We start from the raw sequence: 21483 nt of genomic DNA on the forward strand, positions 1-21483 counted from the left end.
ACGAACTAGTGATCAGGCTTTTTGCTAAGATTAGGTTATTACCAGAGCCAAAATGTAAGTACAAAAAAGGCGCAATTAAGCGCCTTTATAAATTTTATTTTTTACTGACTCTATATTAGTTATTTCTCAACCAAACATCTTGGTTTTTAGGTGCTTTCTTCTTTTTCTTCTTACCTGTGCCAGCAGGTGGCGCAACAGGTTTGAGCGCTGCAACCAGCTCAGCAACCGCTTCGGAATCTACTTCAAAGCCTTCGATTTGCTCACGCTCAAGACGGATTTTGTTCTTCTTCTCAATGATTGTGAAGTGATGGTAATCTTCGTGGTCGATCAAAGATAGCGCTAGACCAACCTCACCCGCACGACCACTTCGGCCAATACGATGCATGTAGTCTGATGGGCTACGCGGTAAATCAAAGTTGATTACTACTGGTAGCTTTTCGATATCCAGACCACGTGCCGCGATGTCTGTCGCGATAAGAACGTCAATCTCGCCAGATTTAAAATCTTCAAGAATACGGGTACGTGAACCCTGCCCTTTATCGCCGTGGAATACTTCTGCGATGATACCGCGCTTGTATATCTTGTCTGCAAGGTGCTCACAGCTGTTTTTCGCGTTTACGAAGATAAGAGCTTGGCGCCATTCGTGCTGTTGAATCAGGTGCGCTAACAATGCTGTCTTACGACCTTTTTCTACTTCGAATACACGCTGAACCAATGTGCTCGCATTAGCACTTTGAAGTTGAACTTCAATTGGATCATTCAGTAGTTCGTGAGTCAGCGTTTTAACTTGCTCGGGGAAAGTCGCAGAGAACAACAAGGTTTGTTTTTTGCTTGGCAGAAGTTTCAAGATCGCGTCTAGTTCTTCTGTAAAACCAAGGCTTAACATTCGGTCAGCTTCATCAAGTACTAACGTTTTTGCTTTATCGAGTTTGATAGCGTTGCTTGAGATCAGGTCAAGCAATCGGCCTGGTGTTGCCACCAAGATATCTGTACCACCACGTAGCGCTTGCATCTGAGTGTTCACCGACACACCACCGAATACACAAACGGTTTTAATTGCACCGTTGAAATGCACTGCGTAAGACTTAACGCTATCGGCAACTTGCTTAGCAAGCTCACGTGTTGGAACCAAGATAAGGCCAGAAACATAGTTACCTTTGCCCGAACGACGGTCTAAAGGTGCATCTTCATGGATCTGCTGTAATAGTGGAAGTGCAAATGCCGCGGTTTTACCTGAACCGGTATTTGCGCCTGCAATTAGGTCGCGTCCTGCTAACACACTCGGAATAACTTGCGCTTGGATAGGCGTTGGCTGTTGGTATTCAAGCTCGGTAAGACGAGCCATCAATGGTGAAATTAAGCCAAGATCAGAAAAGTTGGTTGGTGTTGTGGTGTTAGTCATTAATTGCAGGAACTCAAAGCTAAAATAATAGCGCGCTATACTAACGTATTTCAGCCGTATTACGTAACTAAATCGCCCCTTTCTCCCGTGTTTCAGCGATTAAGCCCCTCTAAAACACATCCAGATACCAAGTTATCGCAAATTTAGTTCAGCCACCCTGCTACTGTTTGTTCCGGTTCATACGAATTAGGCTCTGTTAACCACACGGCTACTGCGTCAGGTGTGGCAACTAACGGGGAGAAGTCGATATTGAATTGCCATTCAGACTCACCACGTTGGTAGCCATCGTAAACCACGACAAAATCGTGCTCAAGTTTCTTATCTCTGTTCTCGCCCGCTTTAACGCTGGTGACTTCGTTCATCGCCAACAAGGCAATATGAGCGACATAGTCCCCTTTTCCTTCATACCTGACACTGAACGTGTCGCCTTTATGATTGACTGTAAGCTTGGGGTTATTTTGTTGGGGGAGCGAAGGCAGCGTTCTATCAAGCCAATTGAAATAACCGCGCCACTCTTTACCGTCGACAACGAAGCCTGGCGTATAAACGCCACTTGTTACCCCATAAGCTTTGTATAAACGTTGCTTCTGACTGAACGCTTTGCTGGCAAACTTGTCTCCCCAACCTAGGTAATCCCAGTAGTCAACGTGATAAGCGAGCGGAATAACTTGTGTCCAGAGTTTCGGATGTTCTTCAAAAGTGCTGAGGTATTCATCAGCAGGCGGACAACTCGAACAACCTTCAGAGGTGAACAGTTCGATCACCTGAGCAGGTTGCCCTTCATTACTCCAGGTTTGTGCAAGCGACACTGAGGAATACAAACTGATCGGTAAGGCAAATAAACAAAGTTTAATCAATGATGGATTGAGTTTGGCGTGTGACATACCGAGCTCCTTGTACAAAGCGAATTGATTGGCGCTCAAATACAGACCGTTATGCCTAGGTTTTTCTTTCAGGAGCTTAGTTTGCGAAAAGATAGAGTTTATTTCAGATACAAAAACGCCAGCTTCAAAAGCTGGCGTTTCTTAATTCTGTATTTCTTTAATTCTATGCATTTACGCTGAGATCAACGGTTGATACCGATATCGCGCTGCATGTGACCCGATAGGTCGCTTGCGTAGTAACTACGTGGAGAGTTGTCTACGAAAAGAATATCGAAAATGTGTGCAATCAATCCTTTGAAGTTAACCGAGTAGGTCTTCTTATCCATAGAGTTAGGAACAGCGATAGTATTCATTTGCATTGCTTGAGCCATGATTGCCTCTCTATAAACTTGTTTAAGTATCTCGTTCTGATGACAAGAATAATAGGTGATATTTTACCCGTTAAAAAATGACTAAAATTGAAAATTCAGATTAGTTTTTCTAATAAAACAAGCCATTAACAAGCTGGGAGAATACATATTCACCCACAATGCTTATAAATTCAACAAGACATCAAAATCATGCATTTAGTTCAAATAACCCCCTATACAAAGCGGCCAATGTCACAGAAAATTTACATAAATAAATTATCCACTTCATCGACCACGGACTTACTATCGATTTTTCGATAAGTTATATTTGGTTTAATTTACTTGTTCAATGGCAGGTTTCTTCGCATAAATCGACGCTATAATAGCGATGGCCATCGTAGAGATAAGTACCAAAAGTGACCAATGCGTAGGGATTGCCCACTCACTATCAACTAGCAGCATTTTCACACCAATAAAGACCATGATGAATGAAAGCGCTGGCTTCAAGTAGATGAACTTGTCCATCATACCTTGGAGTACAAAGTACAGTGAACGAAGGCCAAGTAACGCAAAAACGTTTGCAGCCAGCACTAAGAATGGCTCTCGCGTAACGGCGAAAATCGCAGGGATCGAATCCAATGCAAACATTACGTCCATCACTGCAATTGCACCGATCACCAACATCATTGGAGTGAATGCCCATTTAGCACCCTGTTTAACCATTAATGCAGGACCATGGAAATCCTCGGTTACGGGCATCACTTTACGAAGTAGCTTTTCAGGCAGTGTATTTATACTCTCTTCTTCGTCTTTATCTAACGCCAGTTTAATACCTGTACCAATCAAGAACGCAGCGAACACGTAAAGTACCCAGTGGTATTCAGCTAATAATTGCGCGCCTAACGCGATCATGATTGCACGAAGTACCAACGCACCAATAACCCCCCAAAGAAGCGCACGCGGTCTTAAGTGCTCTGGAACTTGATACTGAGCGAATATCATCGCGAATATAAATAGGTTGTCTACGCTAAGGGATTTTTCTAGCAAGTAACCGGTAATGAATGACACGGTTGCTTTTTGAGCTGTGTATTCACTATTCGGCGCATAGAGGTCCCAAAACAAGTAAATAGAACCAGCGAACAAAAATGCGAGCACAAACCAGAAAACACTCCAGATCGCCGCTTTCTTGATGGTGACATTACCTCCGCGAGTCTGATAGATATCAATAGAAACAAGAATCACAGTCAGCAGGAAAAAGCCCGCATATGTCGTCATGATTGGCGATGAAAAAAAGGATTCACTATTGGTAGATAATAGAGATTGAGTTGAGTTCATTATTCCTCCGGGCGGAAGAACTTTACAAAGACCTTCCGCAAACAAAACATATCAAGCTCCACGACGGATCTTGATTGTGATTGCGTTGGTCTCGTTGAAGTGAAATATGGGATTTCACCTTTACATACCGGATAGACTCTTGGCCTAACGAGATGACGATATGTAAACTTGCGCTAACTACTCCCCAAACGCGTGGATAATATTCCTCTAACATTGTTTCGTCTAGATAAATTTTAAAAATAAATAAAAAAGGAGCACAAGGCTCCTTTTTTATTGCTGTAAGCTTATCAAAGCGACACTTGTATTGATTCAAATAATCCCCCTAAGAGGTTCACCGATTTTTGAAACTGAGTGTCATTCCAAGCCTGCAACCCTTATGTTGTTGTGGTTTGAAAATCGCGTTCAAACCGAATCATCTTATAGCTTTGTTAAGTTATAAAATCGACAAGTTATAAACCTGCAGTAGGTACTAAGTACACCAATGCAGACCAAACAGACACCCAACCGACAACAGCTGCAGCGTCGAACCAATCTTTCTTATCCATGCTTTGCCTCCACAGAAAGTTACCTGGAAAACTAAGCATAAACAGTGCCAATTTTATAGATTTACTTAAGCAATAATAATACGTCTAAATAGGCTAAATGGGATTACCTAAAACACTCCATGCAATTCAATATTTCGCTCTGCTGAAGTGACTCTGGGTTGTCTTGAAGAAACGCAATAAAACAGTCTGACATTGAATCGGTGGTCACTGTACCATTCCCTATCATATCTAATACTGCATCATAACCTTCTTTACCTTTCATTGTGTAGGCAGACGATGCGCCGCGGTATACCTGTTCACGATCAACATCTTGCCAACCAGCCTCATCAGTGTGTATTTCTAGGTGGTGAATTCGGTGCCCTAATGGCGCCTCTTTGTGATAACAAAATCTCAAGTTGTGAGTATAAGGAAAGCTACCTGAGCCAGTACCAACAACGCCATTGTCTAACGCATTATTGATCGCACCTTCTAACATACCCGCGATCGTTTCACCTTTTACGTCATATACACCAATAGGTACGGCAAACGGTAGCAGTTTTCCGGCAATATCGGCAACCGAAACATCACCACTGTTGAGCGAATTTCTAACGCCGCCAGAATTGTGAATAGCGAAGTCTACTTGATGACCTTTTTCGTTCATCAAGTAATGAAAAGACTGAGCAACCAACGGTGCCAGTTGGCTTGGCCCTTTTTCATCAGGAATGCGCACATGACGCAGTTTCGTATCTGCATGAGCAATAACCTGTTTCTGCAGTTTTCGAACTCTAGGCTGATATTTGTCAGTAAGTATGCTTTGCAGTTCAGGATCTTTTTTACATACCGCAATATTCTGGTGGTTGTTCAAGAACTCACACGCCATATCATGGGCATCGTCTTGACCTACTTCACTTAATTTAGCGTCTATAAACAGTCGACGCCCCAACAGCAATTCGTTTTTGCCATTAAAGTGAGTCACCTTACCTTTAGAATCGAACTCGATTTCACAGTGCCCTAGGCTCATTGCGTGAAAACCAGATTGAACCACATACGTGTCGCCAACTTTCACACCATAATCGTCATCTTTAACTAAACCAATATCAGAGAAGTCACCTTGCAGGCGGTGACTATGACCACCAACAATCACGCCAATGCCTGTAACGTTTGCCGCTAATTCTAAATCAGCTTCATAACCAAGGTGACTGAGTAATACGATCTTATTAATACCCGTTTGGTGAATTTGCTCTATTGTGGCTTTTGCCGTTTCTAATGCATTTTCAAATGGTGTGTCAATATCAGGGTTAGCGATACCCGCCATCTTGTCGATGCTTAAACCGAATATCGCAACTTTCTCTCCATCAAACTCTTTCGTTATAAAAGAAGCACTTCGGGTTTCAGTCAGGAAAGGCTTAACAATGTCGTTGTCCGCTAAAGTATGAATTTTATTGATATCCTCATTCGATAAGTTCCAGTTACCCGCCAACAGTGGGAATTTGATTCGTTTGGCGAAGATTGCAACTGGCTCGTTACCCATATCAAGTTCATGATTACCGAGCGTCATGGCGTCAATATTAAGAGCATTCAACAGATCGGCGTTTGCTTTTCCCTTAAATAATGAAAAGTATAAGGTGCCCTGGAAGCAGTCTCCAGCATGCAAAAACAAGGTTCCAACCTTTTGTCGTTGCGCATCTTGTTCTATTTGTTTAAAGCGCGTTGAGATTCGAGCAAAGCCACCAGCACTGACATAAGGTTCAATGATGTGGTTATTCATTTTAAGTGATAGCTGTAATGACGTTGGTTCAAAGTATGAGTGGGTGTCGTTAATGTGTGCCAACACTATTTTGGTCGGCTTATTATTTTTAGTCATATTGTGTTCTCTCTTTGTCCCTTCATACTAGGTCGAGAATCATGACAGAATCGTGAATTTTATGAAACTGCACTGCAAAAAAATACTCGATATAGATCAAAAATCTGATTTTGCACCGTATTAATAAAGAGCGGTTTTTGTGACAAGCGAACATACTGAACACGTGTTTTTCGATTATGATTAAAGATATCTGTTAGCTTTCAAACAATTAGCAGAGCCTTCCGTTAGGAGTAAGCCTATGCAACTAGAAAGAATCGAGATTTCTGGCTTTCGAGGTATAAAGCGCATGTCTCTTGCGTTTGATGAGTTAACCACGCTGATTGGTGAAAACACTTGGGGCAAGTCTTCATTATTGGATGCTCTATCCGTCGTACTTCCATCAGATGGCGTTCCATATCATTTTAAAATGACCGATTTTCATGTCGATTACTCTGTTTCACACCCACAATCTCAACACCTCCAAATAGTTCTCGCATTAAAAGCCAGCGATAAAAGTGAACTAAATGCCGGGCGTTATCGCAAACTAAAACCCATTTGGGTTCAAGATGAGTTCGGTGTGTTCCGTATCTATTACCGAATCAGTGCGACGTTAGAGCAATATGAAGCCACCACTCATTATGCTTTCTTAAATATAGAGGGAAACCCACTAAAGTTGCACCATTCTGAAAAGCTCGCTCAAGAGTTGATGACATTGCACCCAGTGATCCGTCTGCGTGATGCAAGACATTTTGATCGTCCTTTCAATAGTAAATCACTCAACCACAATGCTCATCTCCATACCAATGGGCATAATGGTAACGGCAACAACGAAAATGGTAGCGCGAATAGCCACGCCAGTACTGGTCATGGAAACGGGCACAATAGCAATGGGCGTCAAGCTCGAATAGAGAAACGAATTGATAATACATGCCGACGATTGATGGCAATCCCTGGCCATGTAAACAAAGGCGAAATGCGTAGCAGTCTAGAGTCTATGCAAAGCCTAATTGAGCATTACTTTTCTTTCAAAAGCACTGCTCGCCGCAACCCTAGAAAACCGAGGGACGGTTTACTCTACTCTGCAGGCGCAAACGATAAGAGCATTCATCAGCTTGTAGAAGAAACTAAAAACAAACAAACTCGCCTATTATTCATGGGTTTGCTCAATGCCTACCTTCAAGCAAAAGGGCCGAATGAATTAAGGCGATGTGCACGCCCCCTTTTGATCCTCGAAGATCCAGAAGGCCGCTTACACCCAACGCACTTGGCAAGGGCTTGGAGCTTGATGCAGAAATTACCGATGCAGAAAATCCTCACCACCAACAGTGGTGACCTTCTAGCTGCGGTACCTCTACAATCGATTCGTCGATTGGTTCGCCATTCAGACAAAACCATCGCTAACCAACTCAACATGAATCACTTCAGCAAAGATGAGTTGAGACGAATTGGTTTCCATATTCGTTTCCACCGCTCTGGTGCATTGTTTGCCCGCTGCTGGTTATTAGTGGAAGGTGAAACCGAAGTTTGGTTATTCAACGAATTAGCTAACCAATGTGGCTATAACCTTGCCGCTGAAGGTGTTCAAATTATCGAGTTCGCTCAGTCAGGTCTTAAAGCGCTCATTAAGGTTGCACAAGAGTTTGGTATCGACTGGCATGTAGTGACCGATGGCGACGCGGCAGGTAAAAAATACGCAGCGACCGTTTTATCAAAGCTTGGTAATGACCAAGAACGACACCGCTTAACTGAATTACCTGATAAAGACATAGAACATTACTTGTATATGAACGGCTTCGAGAACTTTTTCCGTGACATGGTGAAAATTCCATACGATCACCCTATTCCTCCAAAGAAAGTAGTCGCTAAGGTACTCAAAAAACACGCAAAACCCGACCTTGCATTGGCGATAGTTTCTCATTGCGAAAATCAGGGGCAAGAATGTATTCCATTATTGCTGAGGTGGACCCTAAAACGCGTCATCACTATGGCAAACGGGAATACTTAAATAACTAGCACCTAGCACCTAGCACCTAGCACCTAGCATTCAATTTGTCTGATCGATGTTATAATTTCAATTTTAAACAAATACTTAAGCTTATTATCACAATAACAATCAAACAAAAAAGGCACACCAAACGGTGTGCCTGTATAAATCGATATACAAATTAATTGGGGATTATCTTGCAAGAGTTAACCGTGACTAAAGCGTCAATACTTAACGTATTTATTAAGCCTTTGCCTGTTTAGCGTGTTGTTCAACAACTTCCGAAGATTGAGTCGATTTCTCGTGAAGCCATAGCCCCGTTGCTTTCATCAAGTATCCGAATACACCACCAAGCAGCAAAGACGGCACTACAAGTTGCCAATCGCCACCTGCAGCAAACGTAGCACAACAACCAATAAAGGTGCCGGGGATATAACCTAGCCACGCTTGTTTCGCTTGAATACACATAAAGAAAGCAACGATAGCGGTAATCATATAGCCTAAAATCTCTAGACCTGCGAAGGTTGAGCTTTCGATAATCACCATTGCCCAGAATACACCTGTCATATTGGTTAATAAGCTGCTTGCTAGCCCTTTTACACCGCCCGTTGGCGAAGCAAAGTAACTGGTGCAACCTAAGAAACCTGCCCATGACAACAGACCGAAAGAGATAGCAATCCACCCCCATAGACCTGACAAGATACCTGTTGTTAATGAAATCGCGACTAATGTACTCATACTATTTCTAAAGCCTAACTGTAGGGTTTCTACAACCGGATTTAGCCTCACTTAAAATCAAGTGAGTATATTATGTGAAGAGAGCTCTGATTTAGCCGATCATGATCACATTAATAATGTATGCGAATGTGCATTTATCACTATATAGAGACCGAAATCGCTTATTCAACATATTTGGTTATTAGTATTTTATCAAATCTAGGTTACAGAACCGACCGTTTACCTTTCATCATGCGTTTACCTTCACGCTTAATGCACTCAGCGAGTGGGTTCTCTGCCATGTCAGCACGCCAAATAAAGGACAGCGTTCTTTCCATTTCTAGCTCAGGAACATTCAACGTCACCAGTTGGCCTGACTCAACAAATTGTTCGACATCTAGATAAGGTAAACACGTTAAATATGGGCCGTTTGCAACCAAACTTCTTAAAACAGGAACGTGTTCGTACTCTCGCCAAACGTCGAGATCGCCAATTAAATGATGAATAGAGCTATCAAAAACTTTGCGGGTACCTGAGCCGTGCTCGCGTAATACCCACTTCGCTTGCTCTAATTGCGCCAAACTTACTCGTTCTCGCTTGGCAAACGGGTGATGAGCCGACGCAACCACCGTTAAATGGTCAGTACACCATACTTCTTGGTGAACACGGTTGTCGTCACAACGACCTTCGATTACGCCCAAGTCGTATTGATAATCTAATACGCCATCTATTACTGCATCCGTACTTTGCACCCCAAGTGAGATTCGCATCTCAGGAAAGTCGTTATCAATAATACTGATGAGATCTGGGACGAGGTGTTCCGCAGGGGTTTGGCTTGCACCTAATTTGAGCTCACCACTCAGTAAATGCTGCTCATAAAAACCCATCTCAATTTGCTGCGCATCTTGCAGTAAACGCTTCGCTTTTGGTCTCAACCACATGCCCCAATGAGTAAGGGCCATTTGCTTGCCTTGCCTTTCAAACAAAGGCCTGCCAAGCATTTTTTCCAACTGTGCAAGAGACATACTTGTCGCCGACTGAGTTAACGCCAACTTGTCTGCTGCCTGACTAACACTCCCGGAATCTGCTACTGCATCAAATACCGCGAGTTGCTTCAATGAATAACGCAAAATTGATCCTTAATGCTTCTAATTATTTGTGTCCAAATGCTCGTTTTTTATAAAGCCGATGAGCAATCAATTTCATTCTACGCGTAACCAAATCTATATCAATAAATTTGATGTGGTTTCTAAAAATTATCAATTTTACCTCTACCTCTCAACCCCCTAATCTGTAATGGCAGGACACAACGAGCCCTGTAAAACACTACTGATTAACTCAGTCATTAACACTAGGAATTAAACATGACGGATTGTTCAAGGGGGGAATATGGCAACAGGCACTTCTGAAAATCATCAACTGTTCTCACCAACAGAAATGATGGCGGAAGCAGAGAAGTTTGCACTAAGTAAGGCAAGTAAAACCAGCAGCATGACATTGAGTTTGGCAATCATGGCTGGTGCATTCATAGGGCTTGCTTTTTTATTCTACATCACGGTTACCACCGGTAGCGCTGATGCGGGATGGGGATTAAGTCGCTTAGCTGGCGGCCTAGCATTCAGTATGGGTTTAATCTTAATTGTTATTTGTGGTGGTGAGCTGTTTACCAGTTCGGTGTTATCAAGCATCTCATGGGCAAACAAGCAGATTACTTTCACCAAGATGCTTTCAATCTGGGGCAAGGTTTACGTAGGTAACTTTGTTGGTGCGATGTTCCTTTTGGCGTTAGTCAGCGCCGCAGGCTTGTATCAACTTGATGGCGGACAGTGGGGCTTAAACGCTCTTAACATTGCTCAGCACAAGCTACACCACAGCCCTGTTCAAGCTTTTGCTTTAGGTGTGCTTTGTAACTTACTGGTGTGTTTAGCAATTTGGTTAACGTTTAGTTCTGCGAATGCGATGACTAAAGCAATGATGACCGTATTACCCGTAGCGATGTTCGTTAGCTCAGGCTTTGAACACTGTGTGGCAAATATGTTCATGGTTCCACTAGGCATCACGATTCAAGCGTTCGCACCAGAGAGTTTTTGGATGCAGATTGGCGCGACACCAGCTCAGTACGCAGACCTTAATGTCGTGCAATTTGTTACCGCAAACTTAATACCAGTGACAATAGGCAACATCGTAGGTGGCTCGGTATTAGTCGGCTTAGCTAATTGGAGCATCTACCGTCGCCCACAACTTAAAGCAACAAAAATTACAGCAATTACACAAACAACAGAAATCACGTCAGTTAAGGAAATCACTATGAACACAGCAACTACTATCAAGCAAATAATGAACACTCAACCAATTACACTTAGCGTAGAAATGCCTACCTCTGTTGCAATTGATACACTTTTAGACGCTCAACTTGTTAGCGCTCCTGTTTGTGATGTTGAAGGCCGCCTTGTAGGTATCTTCTCTGTTCATGACGTAATGGTTGACCTATGGTGCCAGGATTACATCCCTACTAAAGGTCAAAAAGTGGTAGACCTAATGAGTCGTGACGTAGTCGCTATCGATGCTAACGACAAGCTAGTCGATGTTGCTGAGTTCTTATGTATCGACAAAGAGCAACTATATCCAACAACAAGTATGGGCTTCGCCACTCGCCTGACTTCTCTTTCTCTAGAAGAGCGTGCAAAAGCGATGAAAGTAAGCCAACCACACATGCTTCCAGTGTTAGAAAATGGCGTGATGGTAGGTGTACTGACTCGCATTGAAGTTATGCAAGCACTGCGTCCTATCTATGGCGACCGACTAAACGTGGTTCCACAAGCTGAGCTAGAAACGGCTTAACTAACGGCTACTTGCAAAGCTAGAAACAGATTAACGAATCTAAAGCTGAACTATTAGGGATTAGTAGTTCAACTGGATAACTCAGTCATAGCAACGTTGACTGGCTAGAGGCAAATGGTGGCTTTTGACGTAACAAAAGGTTTGACACAAAACAGACCTAAACGCGTTGCCATTTATCTCAATAAAAAAGGCGCAAAGTGAAAACTTTGCGCCTTTCTCTATTTCTAACTGTCGCTTTCTTGATATCAATTAAACTTTTGATACTTCTTAAAATGTTGATATCAGACGACCATTGTGAATAGCTAGATTACTTCTTTACACCTTCAACGTGCAAATCCATATCGACATAGCTTGAAGCGCCCATTACAGGAATATTGAAGTCAGCAAGTTCTAGGCGAGTCGTACCAACGAAACCAGCACGCTCACCACCCCATGGGTCTTGGCCAGCGCCAATAAATTCAGCTTCGATAACGATAGGCTTAGTGACACCATGAAGTTTAAGGTCACCCATTACTTCAAGTTTGCCGTCGCCTTTATCAACCACTTTTGTGCTGTTGAAAGTGGCATCTGAAAATTTGCTTGCATCAATGAAGTCAGAGCTACGGATGTGCTTATCACGTTCTGCGTGGTTTGAATCTAGGCTTGTTGTATCAATAGTTACATTTATTTTTGATGCTTCAATATTGCTTTCATCAAATGAAAAATCACCTGAGAACGTATTAAAACGACCCTGGATAAAACTGTAACCTAAGTGGCTAACTTTAAAATTAACTGAAGCATGTGCGCCTTTTGTATCAATCACGTAATCAGCGGCGTTCGCAGCGAAAGGCATTGCCATAGCAAATGCTAATCCTGTAGCGATAATTGACTTATTCATTTTGAAGCTCCTATCATTTTTCGTAGCGTATCGTCTTTGTCGATAACGTGGTGTTTTATCGCCGCTAAGGCGTGTACTGATGCCATAATGATCAGTACCCATGCAGCGTAGTAGTGAATCGTTCCTGCAAGATCAGATTGGTTTGCAAACAGTTCGCCCATACTTGGGACAGTGAACCAATTGAATACCTCTATCCCGCGACCATCTGATGTAGAAATCAAATAACCTGAAATAAATAAAACCGCTAAGTTTATGTACATAAAACCGTGAGCAATCTTAGCAGCTGCGACTTCATAGCTTTTACCTTCCACCTTGGGTGACGTGGTAACTAGTTTCCAAAGCAAGCGAACAACGGTCACTGTAGCTAAAAGAATACCTACCGAACGGTGATAGTCTGGTGCTGTTTTGTACCACTCGCTGTAGTACGAAAGATCAACCATCCACAGGCCCACACCAAATAAGCCAAAAATTGCTAGAGCTGAAATCCAATGCATCGCTCGTGCTAAAGGGTTGTAATTTCTAACGTTGTTGTCCATGCATCTTTTCCGAATGTTAACGAGTAGTGTAGTTTTAAAAAGCGTACCCTACACCAAGTTTGTGTAACATATTATTTACCAAGCTTTACATTAGTTACATCATTTCAATCTAAACGAGTTATTCAAATTTTTTGAACAAGTGACTATTTTCTTGAACCAGTCGCTCTTTTACCTGAACAACGCGCATTGTTTTTAAATTTCAACGATTTGTTCAATCTCGTAAAGCTCATCTGCAATATCTAACATTTTACGTTCCATCACTTTTTGAGCATCTTCTATCCCTTTGTTGTAATAAATCGCACCAAATTTTTTACTGATGAAGTCCACTATAAACTCGGTATCAAATTGCCCTACTTCTATATCGATCTCATCCTGCAGATACTTTTGAAGAGCATCAGTAAGCTCAGACTTTTGTTTTGAATCTAATTGAATAGTCATAAATGTTTCCGAATAAATACGAGTAGAAGAACTGTGATTAGCTGACTAAGATTAGGTGAGCTAAACGCAATTGATAATGAGAGATGGCTACAATTCTGGTTGCTCACTGTAATCCTAGTAACTCACTATAATTCCACATAATTTAGAAGACAGACCACTAGACTGCCAGTGCTATCCATAAAAAAGACTTGGAATAGCTAATTTTGATAGAGGGATCAAGAACTCACGTTTTGCTCATAGGTAATGGCACACAAATTACCGTACTATTGCCCATCAATAAGATAGTAACTATGTATAAGGGACTTCATTGTTATTAGATCTCGTGATTAAAAGCGTTAATCAATTTCAAGACGACTGTCTAAAGCTCTGTGAACACCATTACCCTACCGTACACAACCAAGGGATCAGTGAACACCACATAGGAAAAGCGTTTGCTCGACGAATGGAACACACCTTCGTGAGTTTTAATCATGTGAGCAACATCAGCCCACTCGAAATGTTCTCTTCTGGTGATAGCCCTCGTCACTTCCGAATTTCTTCTGAAATTGGTACGGTTTGGATGATTAGCCATCATATGGTGAGCGCCGGAAAAACGTGCCGCAAAAAGTTAATGCTAGACATTCATAAATGGCAATCAGAGTACGGATTTGCCATTCAACCTAACGATCTTTTGATTATTGTCTCTGACCATTGGATCAGCAGAAGTAAGACTAGCGGTGAGCTTTTGCACTGGTGGATGGGAGAGTTGCCTGACGAAATATCCGAATACAACCAACAGGGCATCACATTAAGAGAGAGCGAATCTCAGTTTGCTACTGATTTAAATCGTAATTTTAGAATTAGCCCGTGCTTTATTAAATTCGGACATCCTTTAAAACGGTCAGGAAATCAACAATTAGTTCGTAAATACTTACAACTTTATGCAGTACTTCAATGGCAATAAGAATACGAGTCAATTTTTAAATTTAATATTTAAAGTAAATTTTTGACTTTCACAAAGTATTTTATAACCGAAAACTTTTCTTGTGTTCATTAATTATCCAAATGTCAATTTTGAATGATTAATAACCTTTACGCTAACTTTATCGATTATGAGAGATAGATATCATTTCTATGTAACTGGTACAGTCTCTTTAATTCTTAACTTTGATGCCCTCCCAAAATCTAAGTCTTTAACCCTAGTTTTCTCTGGTGTACTGGTGCTCTAGCCTTATATTAGGTGTGGTTACTATGCGATAGGTTCCTTAGCCATTAAATTCACTGCAGCAATGAAACGACAGGAAGTGATAATTGAGACTAATTACTGATATCATTTATCATCCTGATTTTTCGTTAATTATATTTATTTAAATATTGACGCTGTAAATGAATTTTTATTAATTGACAATTTACTAACACCTGTCAATATTGTGACAGCCATGGCGAATGTTTTCGTCACTGAATAAACACCTTTACTAACGACTATGATTCTATCAAACAGAAGTGAATTTATTAGCTGTATATCCGTGGATACCGATATGCAGTTTATTGCTAAATACCAAGATCTAACACTTAAAAGTGTCTATCAACCGATATTTGATTGTTCTATGGCTCAGATAGGCGTAGAGGCTTTAGTTCGCCTATCGAACGGCAAGGGTGAAATTGTTCGTCCTGATCACTTCTTCCATTCCGACGAAACTTTATGCGTTGATAAGATCAATGTAGAAAGGCTGAGTAGAGCTATCCATATCCGCAACTTTGCACAATCAAAAATTCGTCACTTACACCTGTTTTTGAACGTGCTCCCGAACGTTGGTGAGCTGTTTGCCGCAGAAAAAGTAAGCGACAGTCTGTTGGCTAAACGCCTCCATGAACTTAACCTATCATCGTCTCAAATAGTAATGGAATTGGTTGAACTTAATGCAGAAAGTGAAGAGCGCTTGAAAGACGCCGCCCACTCACTCGCACAAAATGGATTTCAAATCGCAGTCGATGATTTTGGAACACAAGCTTCAACCGAGCAACGCGTTCGTCATATCAATCCTCATATAATAAAAATAGACCGATCTGTTATGCTCGACTTCGAAAAAGGCAACACTCGTGAAATGACCTTAGTACTAGAGCTTGCTAACCAAATTGGCGCCAAGACCGTAATTGAAGGAATTGAAACTCAGCAACAACTCGTTGCAATGCAAAGTTTAGGCTTCGATATGTATCAAGGCTACCACTTAGCCATGCCACAGCCGATTGAGTTGGATATACGCCTCGCTATCTAAAACCGCTTATCTATAGAAGCTGCTTTTCCATTGATTAGCGGCTTTTTAACTCCTGTTGGTTAACTCTCTTTTATAAACTTAACGCTTAGCCTTAGCACTTATAAAAAAGCCCAGTCAAGATGACTGGGCTGGCTTAAAAGAATCTGTTTTATATCAATCCCTAATAACCCGCAGTGGACGGTTTGATTCTATAAAGGATAGCGAACATCACTGGTACTACTATTAGCGTTAGTACTGTAGCAAAACCTAAGCCTGCCATGATGGTGATCGCCATCGAGCCAAAAAATGCATCAAATACCAAAGGTATCATGCCTAAGATAGTCGTTAACGCTGCCATAGAAACCGGTCGCACACGGCTGATCGCGCTATCCACAACCGCTAAGTATGGGTCTTTACCGGTTGATAATTCAGTGTTGATCTGGTCAAGCAATATAATACCATTCTTCAAAATCATGCCACTTAGACTTAGTAAGCCTAAGAACGCAGTGAAGCTGAATGGCATATTGGTACCTAACAAACCAATCGAAACACCAATGATTGAAAGTGGAACCGTAAACCAAATCACAAGCGGCTTACGAACCGAGTTAAACAGAAGCATTGTGATGATAAACATCAGCAAGTAACCCATTGGTAGTGAACCAAATAGAGATTCTTGCGCATCTTTGGAACTTTCGTACTCGCCACCCCAACTAATCTCGTAACCTGCAGGTAGAACGAGTGCTTCAACCTTTGGTTTTACCCTAGCGAACAAGCTAGCTGGCGTTTCGTCACCCAACACATCGTGGTCGGCAAGTACGGTTAACGTGCGTTTTCTGTCACGACGTTGAATCAGCGGTTCAGACCATTGAAGTTCAACCCCATCGATCACTTGTTCAACGGGAATGTATGTTTGCAACGATGGACTCCAGATTTTCACATTATTCAGTGATTCAAAATCAAAACGTTCGGCTTCAGGCAAACGCGCTACGATAGGCAACATATGAGTACCATCACGCAATAACCCAATGTTGTAACCACCAAATGCCATTTGTAACGTCTCAGACAAATCAGTCTTTGAAATGCCAAGACGACGAGCCTTTGATTCATTGAACAGTGGCACTAACTCTTTAGTACGTTCACGCCAGTCATGACGAACATTTCGAGATCCCGGATCCGCTAACAAAATATCTTCTACTTGAACCGCGATGCTGCGAAGTATCTGTGGGTCTGCGCCACTAATACGTGCTTCTATTTTTGAAGCTGGTGACGGGCCAAACTCAATCAATTTGAATTGGAACGTCGGTTGTTCAAATTGGTTGGCTAAGTCCTTGTCTAACTCTTCTAGCACTTCAAACATGGTGTCACGGTCAGTCGTTCGAATTTGTAGCTGACTGTACGCTTCGTAACTTTTCTCTGGTTGATATGTAAGCGCAAAACGTTGCATACCCTGCCCAACCGTTGTTGTCACAAACTCCACGTTATCTTGCTGGCGAATATAACTTTCAACCTTTTCGGTCTGCTTGATCGTTTCACGAACATCAGTGCCTTCCGGCATCCACATGTCTACATAGAACATTGGTGTGTTTGATGGTGGAAAGAACTGCTGTTTCACCATCCCAAAGCCGACTACGGAAACTGCTAATAGCGCAACCATACTGACAACAGTAAGCCATCTAAATCGAAGCGCTACTTTCAGACACACACCAAATACAACGAACAAGATGCCTTTGTAAGGGTCTTCGTTTTCATCAACTTTGTCTTCTTCTTTAAGCAACATTTCAGCAAGGAAAGGCGTTAATGTTAGCGCCGTTACCCAACTTAAGAATAGCGAGAAGCACAGTACCCAGAACAACGAGCCCATGAACTCACCTGTTGCATCTTTCGACAAGCCGATAGGCGCAAAGGCTGTGATAGCAATAATGGTCGCACCCAATAGTGGCCATTGTGTTTGTGTCACGATGTCTTTCGCTGCTTGAAGTTTGGTCTTACCTTTTTTCAAGCCAACCAGAATACCCTCAACAACAACAATCGCATTATCCACCAGCATACCCAATGCGATAATCAGTGCACCCAGTGAGATACGGTGCAGTTCTACATCGTTGTAGTCCATAAGAATGAAGGTACCAAACACCGTCAATAAAAGTACCAAACCAATGATTAAGCCACTGCGTAAACCCATTGCAAACAGCAGCACAATGATAACGATAGCAACCGCTTCAACTAAGCTAATCAAAAAGTCTGCAACTGATTTGTCTACTTCTTGTGCCTGGTTATAGAAGTAGTTCAATTCTACACCGGCAGGTTTAATGCTTTCTAAGCGATCCAACTCCGTATCAAGCGCATTGCCAATTTCGACTACGTTTACACCTGACGAAAAGGCGATACCTAGGTTTATAGCCGGCTTGCCGTTGTAAGTAAGCACATTGCCAGGCTTTTCTTGAATGCCACGCGTAACATCAGCGACATCTTTAAGGCGAATTAAGTTACCCGTGTCACGACCATGAATGATCAGGTTTTCAAGTTCTTCAACGGTATTGAGCGTACCATTAGGTCTAATCGTTAAGCTTTGACCGTTTAGCATCACTTCACCAGCCGATACCACACTGTTTTGCTGTGCTAATAAGGAGGTTACGGTCGACATATCTAAGTTCAACGCAGCTAAGCGTTCAAGTGACATTTCAACAAACATTTGTTCTTGTTGATCACCGGCAATGCTGACTTTCCCAACGCCTTCTACAAGTTCAATTTCACGTGTTAGGTAGTCAGCGTATTGCTTCAATTCAACAGAATCATAACCGTCCCCCGTTAGCATAATCATGACACCGAACACATCACCAAAATCGTCGATAATCTGAACAGAATTAACACCACTTGGAAGCGTAGGTTGAAGATCATTAATTTTACGACGCATCTCATCCCAAATCTGTGGTAGCTCGTCCGGACCGTAGTCCATCTTCATACTGACCATTATTTGAGACATGCCACTCGATGAGGTCGACGTAATCTTATCGATATAAGGGAGCTGTCTTATCTCTTTTTCAAGTGGATACGTCAGCTCTTCTTCAACTTCCATTGATGTGGCGCCAGGGTAAGTTGAAATAATCATGGCATCTTTGATGGTAAAAGCTGGGTCTTCTAAACGGGATAGATTACCAAAAGATGTGACACCACCGATGGCCAAAATGACGAGAAACAACCAACTGATTACTTTGTTCTTTATTGAATATTCTGCGATGTTCATTCTGCTTTTCCTGACAATTTGATTCCGTCACGGAGTTTTCTTAAATTTGAATTTACGAGTTGATCACCTTGCTCAACACCGTGAGCGACAAGTGCGCCTTTACCACTGATCTTTTCAACTTCAACTTCGCTTTTGAACGCTTGTCCATCTTCGAGTTTCCATACAAAAAACTGGGTTGCTTCACCCCCAGCTTGTAGCGTTGTCATTGGTAATTCATAGCCTTGAACATCACTTAGACCCGCTTTAGCCATATCTACATTTACCGTAACACTTGTACCTGGTAAAACTTCGTTCTTAGGTTGTGGCATCTGCATCCAAAATTCATAAGAACGAGATTGTGGGTGTAATTCACTGGTGTGTTCTAAATACGTCAATGGATATTGACCAGTATGCCCACCGAAAGTCGCTTGAGGGCGGTAACTGTTTGACCGCATATTTGGGCTGATTGACGCTAAGATTGAATCTGAGACTTGAATTCGCACATACACCTTTTCGTTTTGATACAAGCTCAATAAAGTTTCACCCGGTGTTACATTTTCAAAGCGCTGTTTATCTACTGTTGAAACCGTTCCAGAAAATGGTGCTAAAAGCTCGGTGTAACTCAGCTTACGCTCTGCCGCAGCCAAGTTAGCCGATGCCAATTTGTAGTTAGCGGTTAGTTGATCGTGTTCAGATTGAGATAGCATCTTGCTGCTGAACATCTCAGTACCACGCGCAAGTTGCTTACTCGCTAGCTCAAATTGAGATTTAGCGTCCGTCAAACCTTGCAGGTAGGTATCGTTATCAAGCGTTGCGAGCAATTGCCCTTTTTCTACTCTGTCTCCGGCCTCGACCAAGACTCGCTTAATTTCACCAGGCAGCTTAAAAGATAAAGGCGTTAACTCAGCAGGCATCACTTGACCGTTAAAGCTTCTGAACTGTTCAGTGAGAGGAGCACCAACTTCAAAGGTAGAAACGAAAAGAGAAGGTTGCTCGCGGTGATCAGCCTCGCTGTTACAGGCTTGAAGAAACAAAGTAGATGCTACGACAAATGATAATTTAGAAAGGTTCATTAAATACCGCCCTCACGTTGCCACGCCTTGACTTGCTGGCCCTCAGATAAAACATCGACACCCGCTTCAACGATAAGGTCGCCAGGAGACAAGCCATCAATAACGTTGCCTTGTGGGTCAAGAGATACTTGTACTTTAGAAATCAATTGAGACTCTGGGCTATAACGCCAAAGCTCGCCGTGGTTCGTTTCTCTGCTTAACCATGCAGAGTCAACGATTCCGATGCCTAGCTGAGATTTACTTTTCTGAACTTCAACTTGGGCAGTCATGCCGGACAACAGATTTATCCCGTCAGGTTTTACGATAGACACAACCGCTTGATAGCTGTTGGTGTCTTCGTCGGGCTGAGTCGATATCTCTTTAAAACGAGTGGGAATACGAATGCCTCGGTGGCTATCCATCACTACCCACATGTTTGAACTGGTTAGGTCTTGAATAGAACGGTCTTCAAGCTTTGATACCGGGATAGAGAACGTCACGTCCATTTCGCTGTGATTCAAAATGTTAAGCACTGGCTGCTTTTCTGCGATTAATTGGTATTGCTTACCGAACACCATAGACACTACGCCATCGAATGGAGCAACTAATGTGGTGTAACCAAGGTTTGTTTTTGCTTGGTCCAACTCAACTTCAGCGGCAGTAAATGTATTTAAAGCTTGGTCATAGTAATCAGTGCTTACTAGCTTTTTCGCGTATAACTTTGAAGCTTGTTTGAACTGGCTATTCGCCAAGTCAAATCTTGCTTGAGCCGCATCAAGCGCAATTCGGTAATCCGTTGCATCCAACGCTGCTAATACTTGGCCTTTCTTCACTTCCTGCCCCATTCGAACAGAAAATATTTCAATGTCTCCACTAACTTGGAAAGAAAGCGCAGCACGATCGGTTGCGTCAACTTTGGCGATAAAGCTATCTAGGTCAACATCACTTTGTTGAGGAATTTCAAAAAGCTTTACAGGTTTAACAACTTGAATAGTTTCTTCGGACTGGGCTTTATTACACCCAGTTAGAGAACCCGCAAGCATGATCGTGGCGATCGCTAGCAACGCATTCTTTCTTAAACTGGTTTCGATAGACAAATTGGATTGCATGATGCTTCTCCATTTAATTATTATGTTTTATTACACAGGCGGGCAGTATATTTAAAATTAGATAATTCTCAAGCTTTACTTTCCACCTGTGCAGTATTTTTATTTTAATAAAAACAGTGTAGAATGTGGTAATCAGG

General features: G+C 42.2%; 17 protein-coding genes. 4 read left to right on the forward strand and 13 right to left on the reverse strand.

The window, feature by feature from the left end; genetic code table 11:
* Window positions 1-115 precede the first annotated feature (115 nt).
* The 5 genes from L8S15_RS07930 to L8S15_RS07950 all read right to left on the reverse strand — a co-directional run bounded on the left by L8S15_RS07930 (window position 116) and on the right by L8S15_RS07950 (window position 6359).
* The gene (locus tag L8S15_RS07930; RefSeq protein WP_280572446.1) at window positions 116-1402 is read right to left on the reverse strand and encodes a DEAD/DEAH box helicase; all 1287 of its coding nucleotides are present in this window, start codon (window positions 1400-1402) and stop codon (window positions 116-118) included.
* A gap of 143 nt (window positions 1403-1545) precedes the next feature.
* Complete coding sequence (locus L8S15_RS07935) at window positions 1546-2286, reverse strand: DUF1223 domain-containing protein (RefSeq protein ID WP_280572448.1); 741 nt, start codon at window positions 2284-2286, stop codon at window positions 1546-1548.
* Between the two features lie 182 nt (window positions 2287-2468).
* Window positions 2469-2657: a hypothetical protein gene (locus L8S15_RS07940; RefSeq protein WP_010429554.1), complete on the reverse strand. Its 189-nt coding sequence runs from the start codon at window positions 2655-2657 to the stop codon at window positions 2469-2471.
* Window positions 2658-2969: 312 nt separating this feature from the next.
* Window positions 2970-3971 (reverse strand): TerC/Alx family metal homeostasis membrane protein, encoded by a 1002-nt coding sequence (locus tag L8S15_RS07945; protein ID WP_016800344.1) that lies wholly within the window; start codon window positions 3969-3971, stop codon window positions 2970-2972.
* Between the two features lie 648 nt (window positions 3972-4619).
* The gene (locus L8S15_RS07950; protein WP_016767452.1) at window positions 4620-6359 is read right to left on the reverse strand and encodes a bifunctional UDP-sugar hydrolase/5'-nucleotidase; all 1740 of its coding nucleotides are present in this window, start codon (window positions 6357-6359) and stop codon (window positions 4620-4622) included.
* A 238-nt stretch (window positions 6360-6597) separates the two neighbouring features.
* Here L8S15_RS07950 and L8S15_RS07955 point away from each other — a divergent pair, with 238 nt between their 5' ends.
* A complete protein-coding gene (locus tag L8S15_RS07955) occupies window positions 6598-8343 on the forward strand; it encodes an ATP-dependent endonuclease (protein WP_016767453.1) in 1746 nt (581 codons plus the stop codon).
* Window positions 8344-8565: 222 nt separating this feature from the next.
* On the opposite strand, the gene L8S15_RS07960 is transcribed toward L8S15_RS07955, so the two are convergent.
* Both L8S15_RS07960 and L8S15_RS07965 read right to left on the reverse strand, forming a co-directional pair.
* Window positions 8566-9060 carry a DUF1097 domain-containing protein gene (locus tag L8S15_RS07960; protein ID WP_010429538.1) on the reverse strand — a complete coding sequence of 165 codons (495 nt, stop codon included), beginning with the start codon at window positions 9058-9060 and terminating at the stop codon, window positions 8566-8568.
* 203 nt (window positions 9061-9263) lie between these two features.
* Entirely contained in the window at window positions 9264-10169 is a 906-nt protein-coding gene (locus L8S15_RS07965; RefSeq protein WP_010429535.1) for a LysR substrate-binding domain-containing protein, read from the reverse strand.
* A gap of 259 nt (window positions 10170-10428) precedes the next feature.
* On the opposite strand from L8S15_RS07965, the gene focA reads away from it, so the two are divergent.
* Window positions 10429-11880 carry a formate transporter FocA gene (gene focA, locus L8S15_RS07970; protein ID WP_016768772.1) on the forward strand — a complete coding sequence of 484 codons (1452 nt, stop codon included), beginning with the start codon at window positions 10429-10431 and terminating at the stop codon, window positions 11878-11880.
* Window positions 11881-12187: 307 nt separating this feature from the next.
* Here the strand turns inward: focA and L8S15_RS07975 are convergent, their stop codons facing one another.
* The 3 genes from L8S15_RS07975 to L8S15_RS07985 all read right to left on the reverse strand — a co-directional run bounded on the left by L8S15_RS07975 (window position 12188) and on the right by L8S15_RS07985 (window position 13731).
* Window positions 12188-12757 (reverse strand): YceI family protein, encoded by a 570-nt coding sequence (locus tag L8S15_RS07975; RefSeq protein WP_010429532.1) that lies wholly within the window; start codon window positions 12755-12757, stop codon window positions 12188-12190.
* Window positions 12754-13293 (reverse strand): cytochrome b, encoded by a 540-nt coding sequence (locus tag L8S15_RS07980; RefSeq protein ID WP_010429530.1) that lies wholly within the window; start codon window positions 13291-13293, stop codon window positions 12754-12756. Before L8S15_RS07980 ends, L8S15_RS07975 begins: the two co-directional genes overlap by 4 nt.
* Before the next feature lie 192 nt (window positions 13294-13485).
* Complete coding sequence (locus tag L8S15_RS07985; RefSeq protein WP_010429527.1) at window positions 13486-13731, reverse strand: DUF2164 domain-containing protein; 246 nt, start codon at window positions 13729-13731, stop codon at window positions 13486-13488.
* A 307-nt stretch (window positions 13732-14038) separates the two neighbouring features.
* Here L8S15_RS07985 and L8S15_RS07990 point away from each other — a divergent pair, with 307 nt between their 5' ends.
* Both L8S15_RS07990 and L8S15_RS07995 read left to right on the forward strand, forming a co-directional pair.
* Window positions 14039-14674 (forward strand): hypothetical protein, encoded by a 636-nt coding sequence (locus L8S15_RS07990; RefSeq protein WP_010429523.1) that lies wholly within the window; start codon window positions 14039-14041, stop codon window positions 14672-14674.
* 574 nt (window positions 14675-15248) lie between these two features.
* Window positions 15249-15986: an EAL domain-containing protein gene (locus tag L8S15_RS07995; RefSeq protein WP_016768771.1), complete on the forward strand. Its 738-nt coding sequence runs from the start codon at window positions 15249-15251 to the stop codon at window positions 15984-15986.
* 160 nt (window positions 15987-16146) lie between these two features.
* Here L8S15_RS07995 and L8S15_RS08000 read toward each other — a convergent pair whose 3' ends face one another.
* Genes L8S15_RS08000 through L8S15_RS08010 form a run of 3 tightly spaced genes read right to left on the reverse strand, consistent with a single transcriptional unit; the run spans window position 16147 to window position 21346 of the window.
* Window positions 16147-19206, reverse strand: coding sequence for an efflux RND transporter permease subunit (locus tag L8S15_RS08000; RefSeq protein ID WP_280572459.1), 3060 nt, complete (start codon window positions 19204-19206; stop codon window positions 16147-16149).
* A complete protein-coding gene (locus L8S15_RS08005; RefSeq protein ID WP_280572461.1) occupies window positions 19203-20258 on the reverse strand; it encodes an efflux RND transporter periplasmic adaptor subunit in 1056 nt (351 codons plus the stop codon). The genes L8S15_RS08000 and L8S15_RS08005 overlap by 4 nt, the downstream gene beginning before the upstream one ends.
* Complete coding sequence (locus L8S15_RS08010) at window positions 20258-21346, reverse strand: efflux RND transporter periplasmic adaptor subunit (RefSeq protein WP_016768768.1); 1089 nt, start codon at window positions 21344-21346, stop codon at window positions 20258-20260. The genes L8S15_RS08005 and L8S15_RS08010 overlap by 1 nt, the downstream gene beginning before the upstream one ends.
* Between the last annotated feature and the right edge of the window lie 137 nt (window positions 21347-21483).

It is taken from the genome of Vibrio sp. S/42/10, from assembly GCF_029890535.1.
GTDB lineage: Bacteria > Pseudomonadota > Gammaproteobacteria > Enterobacterales > Vibrionaceae > Vibrio > Vibrio cyclitrophicus.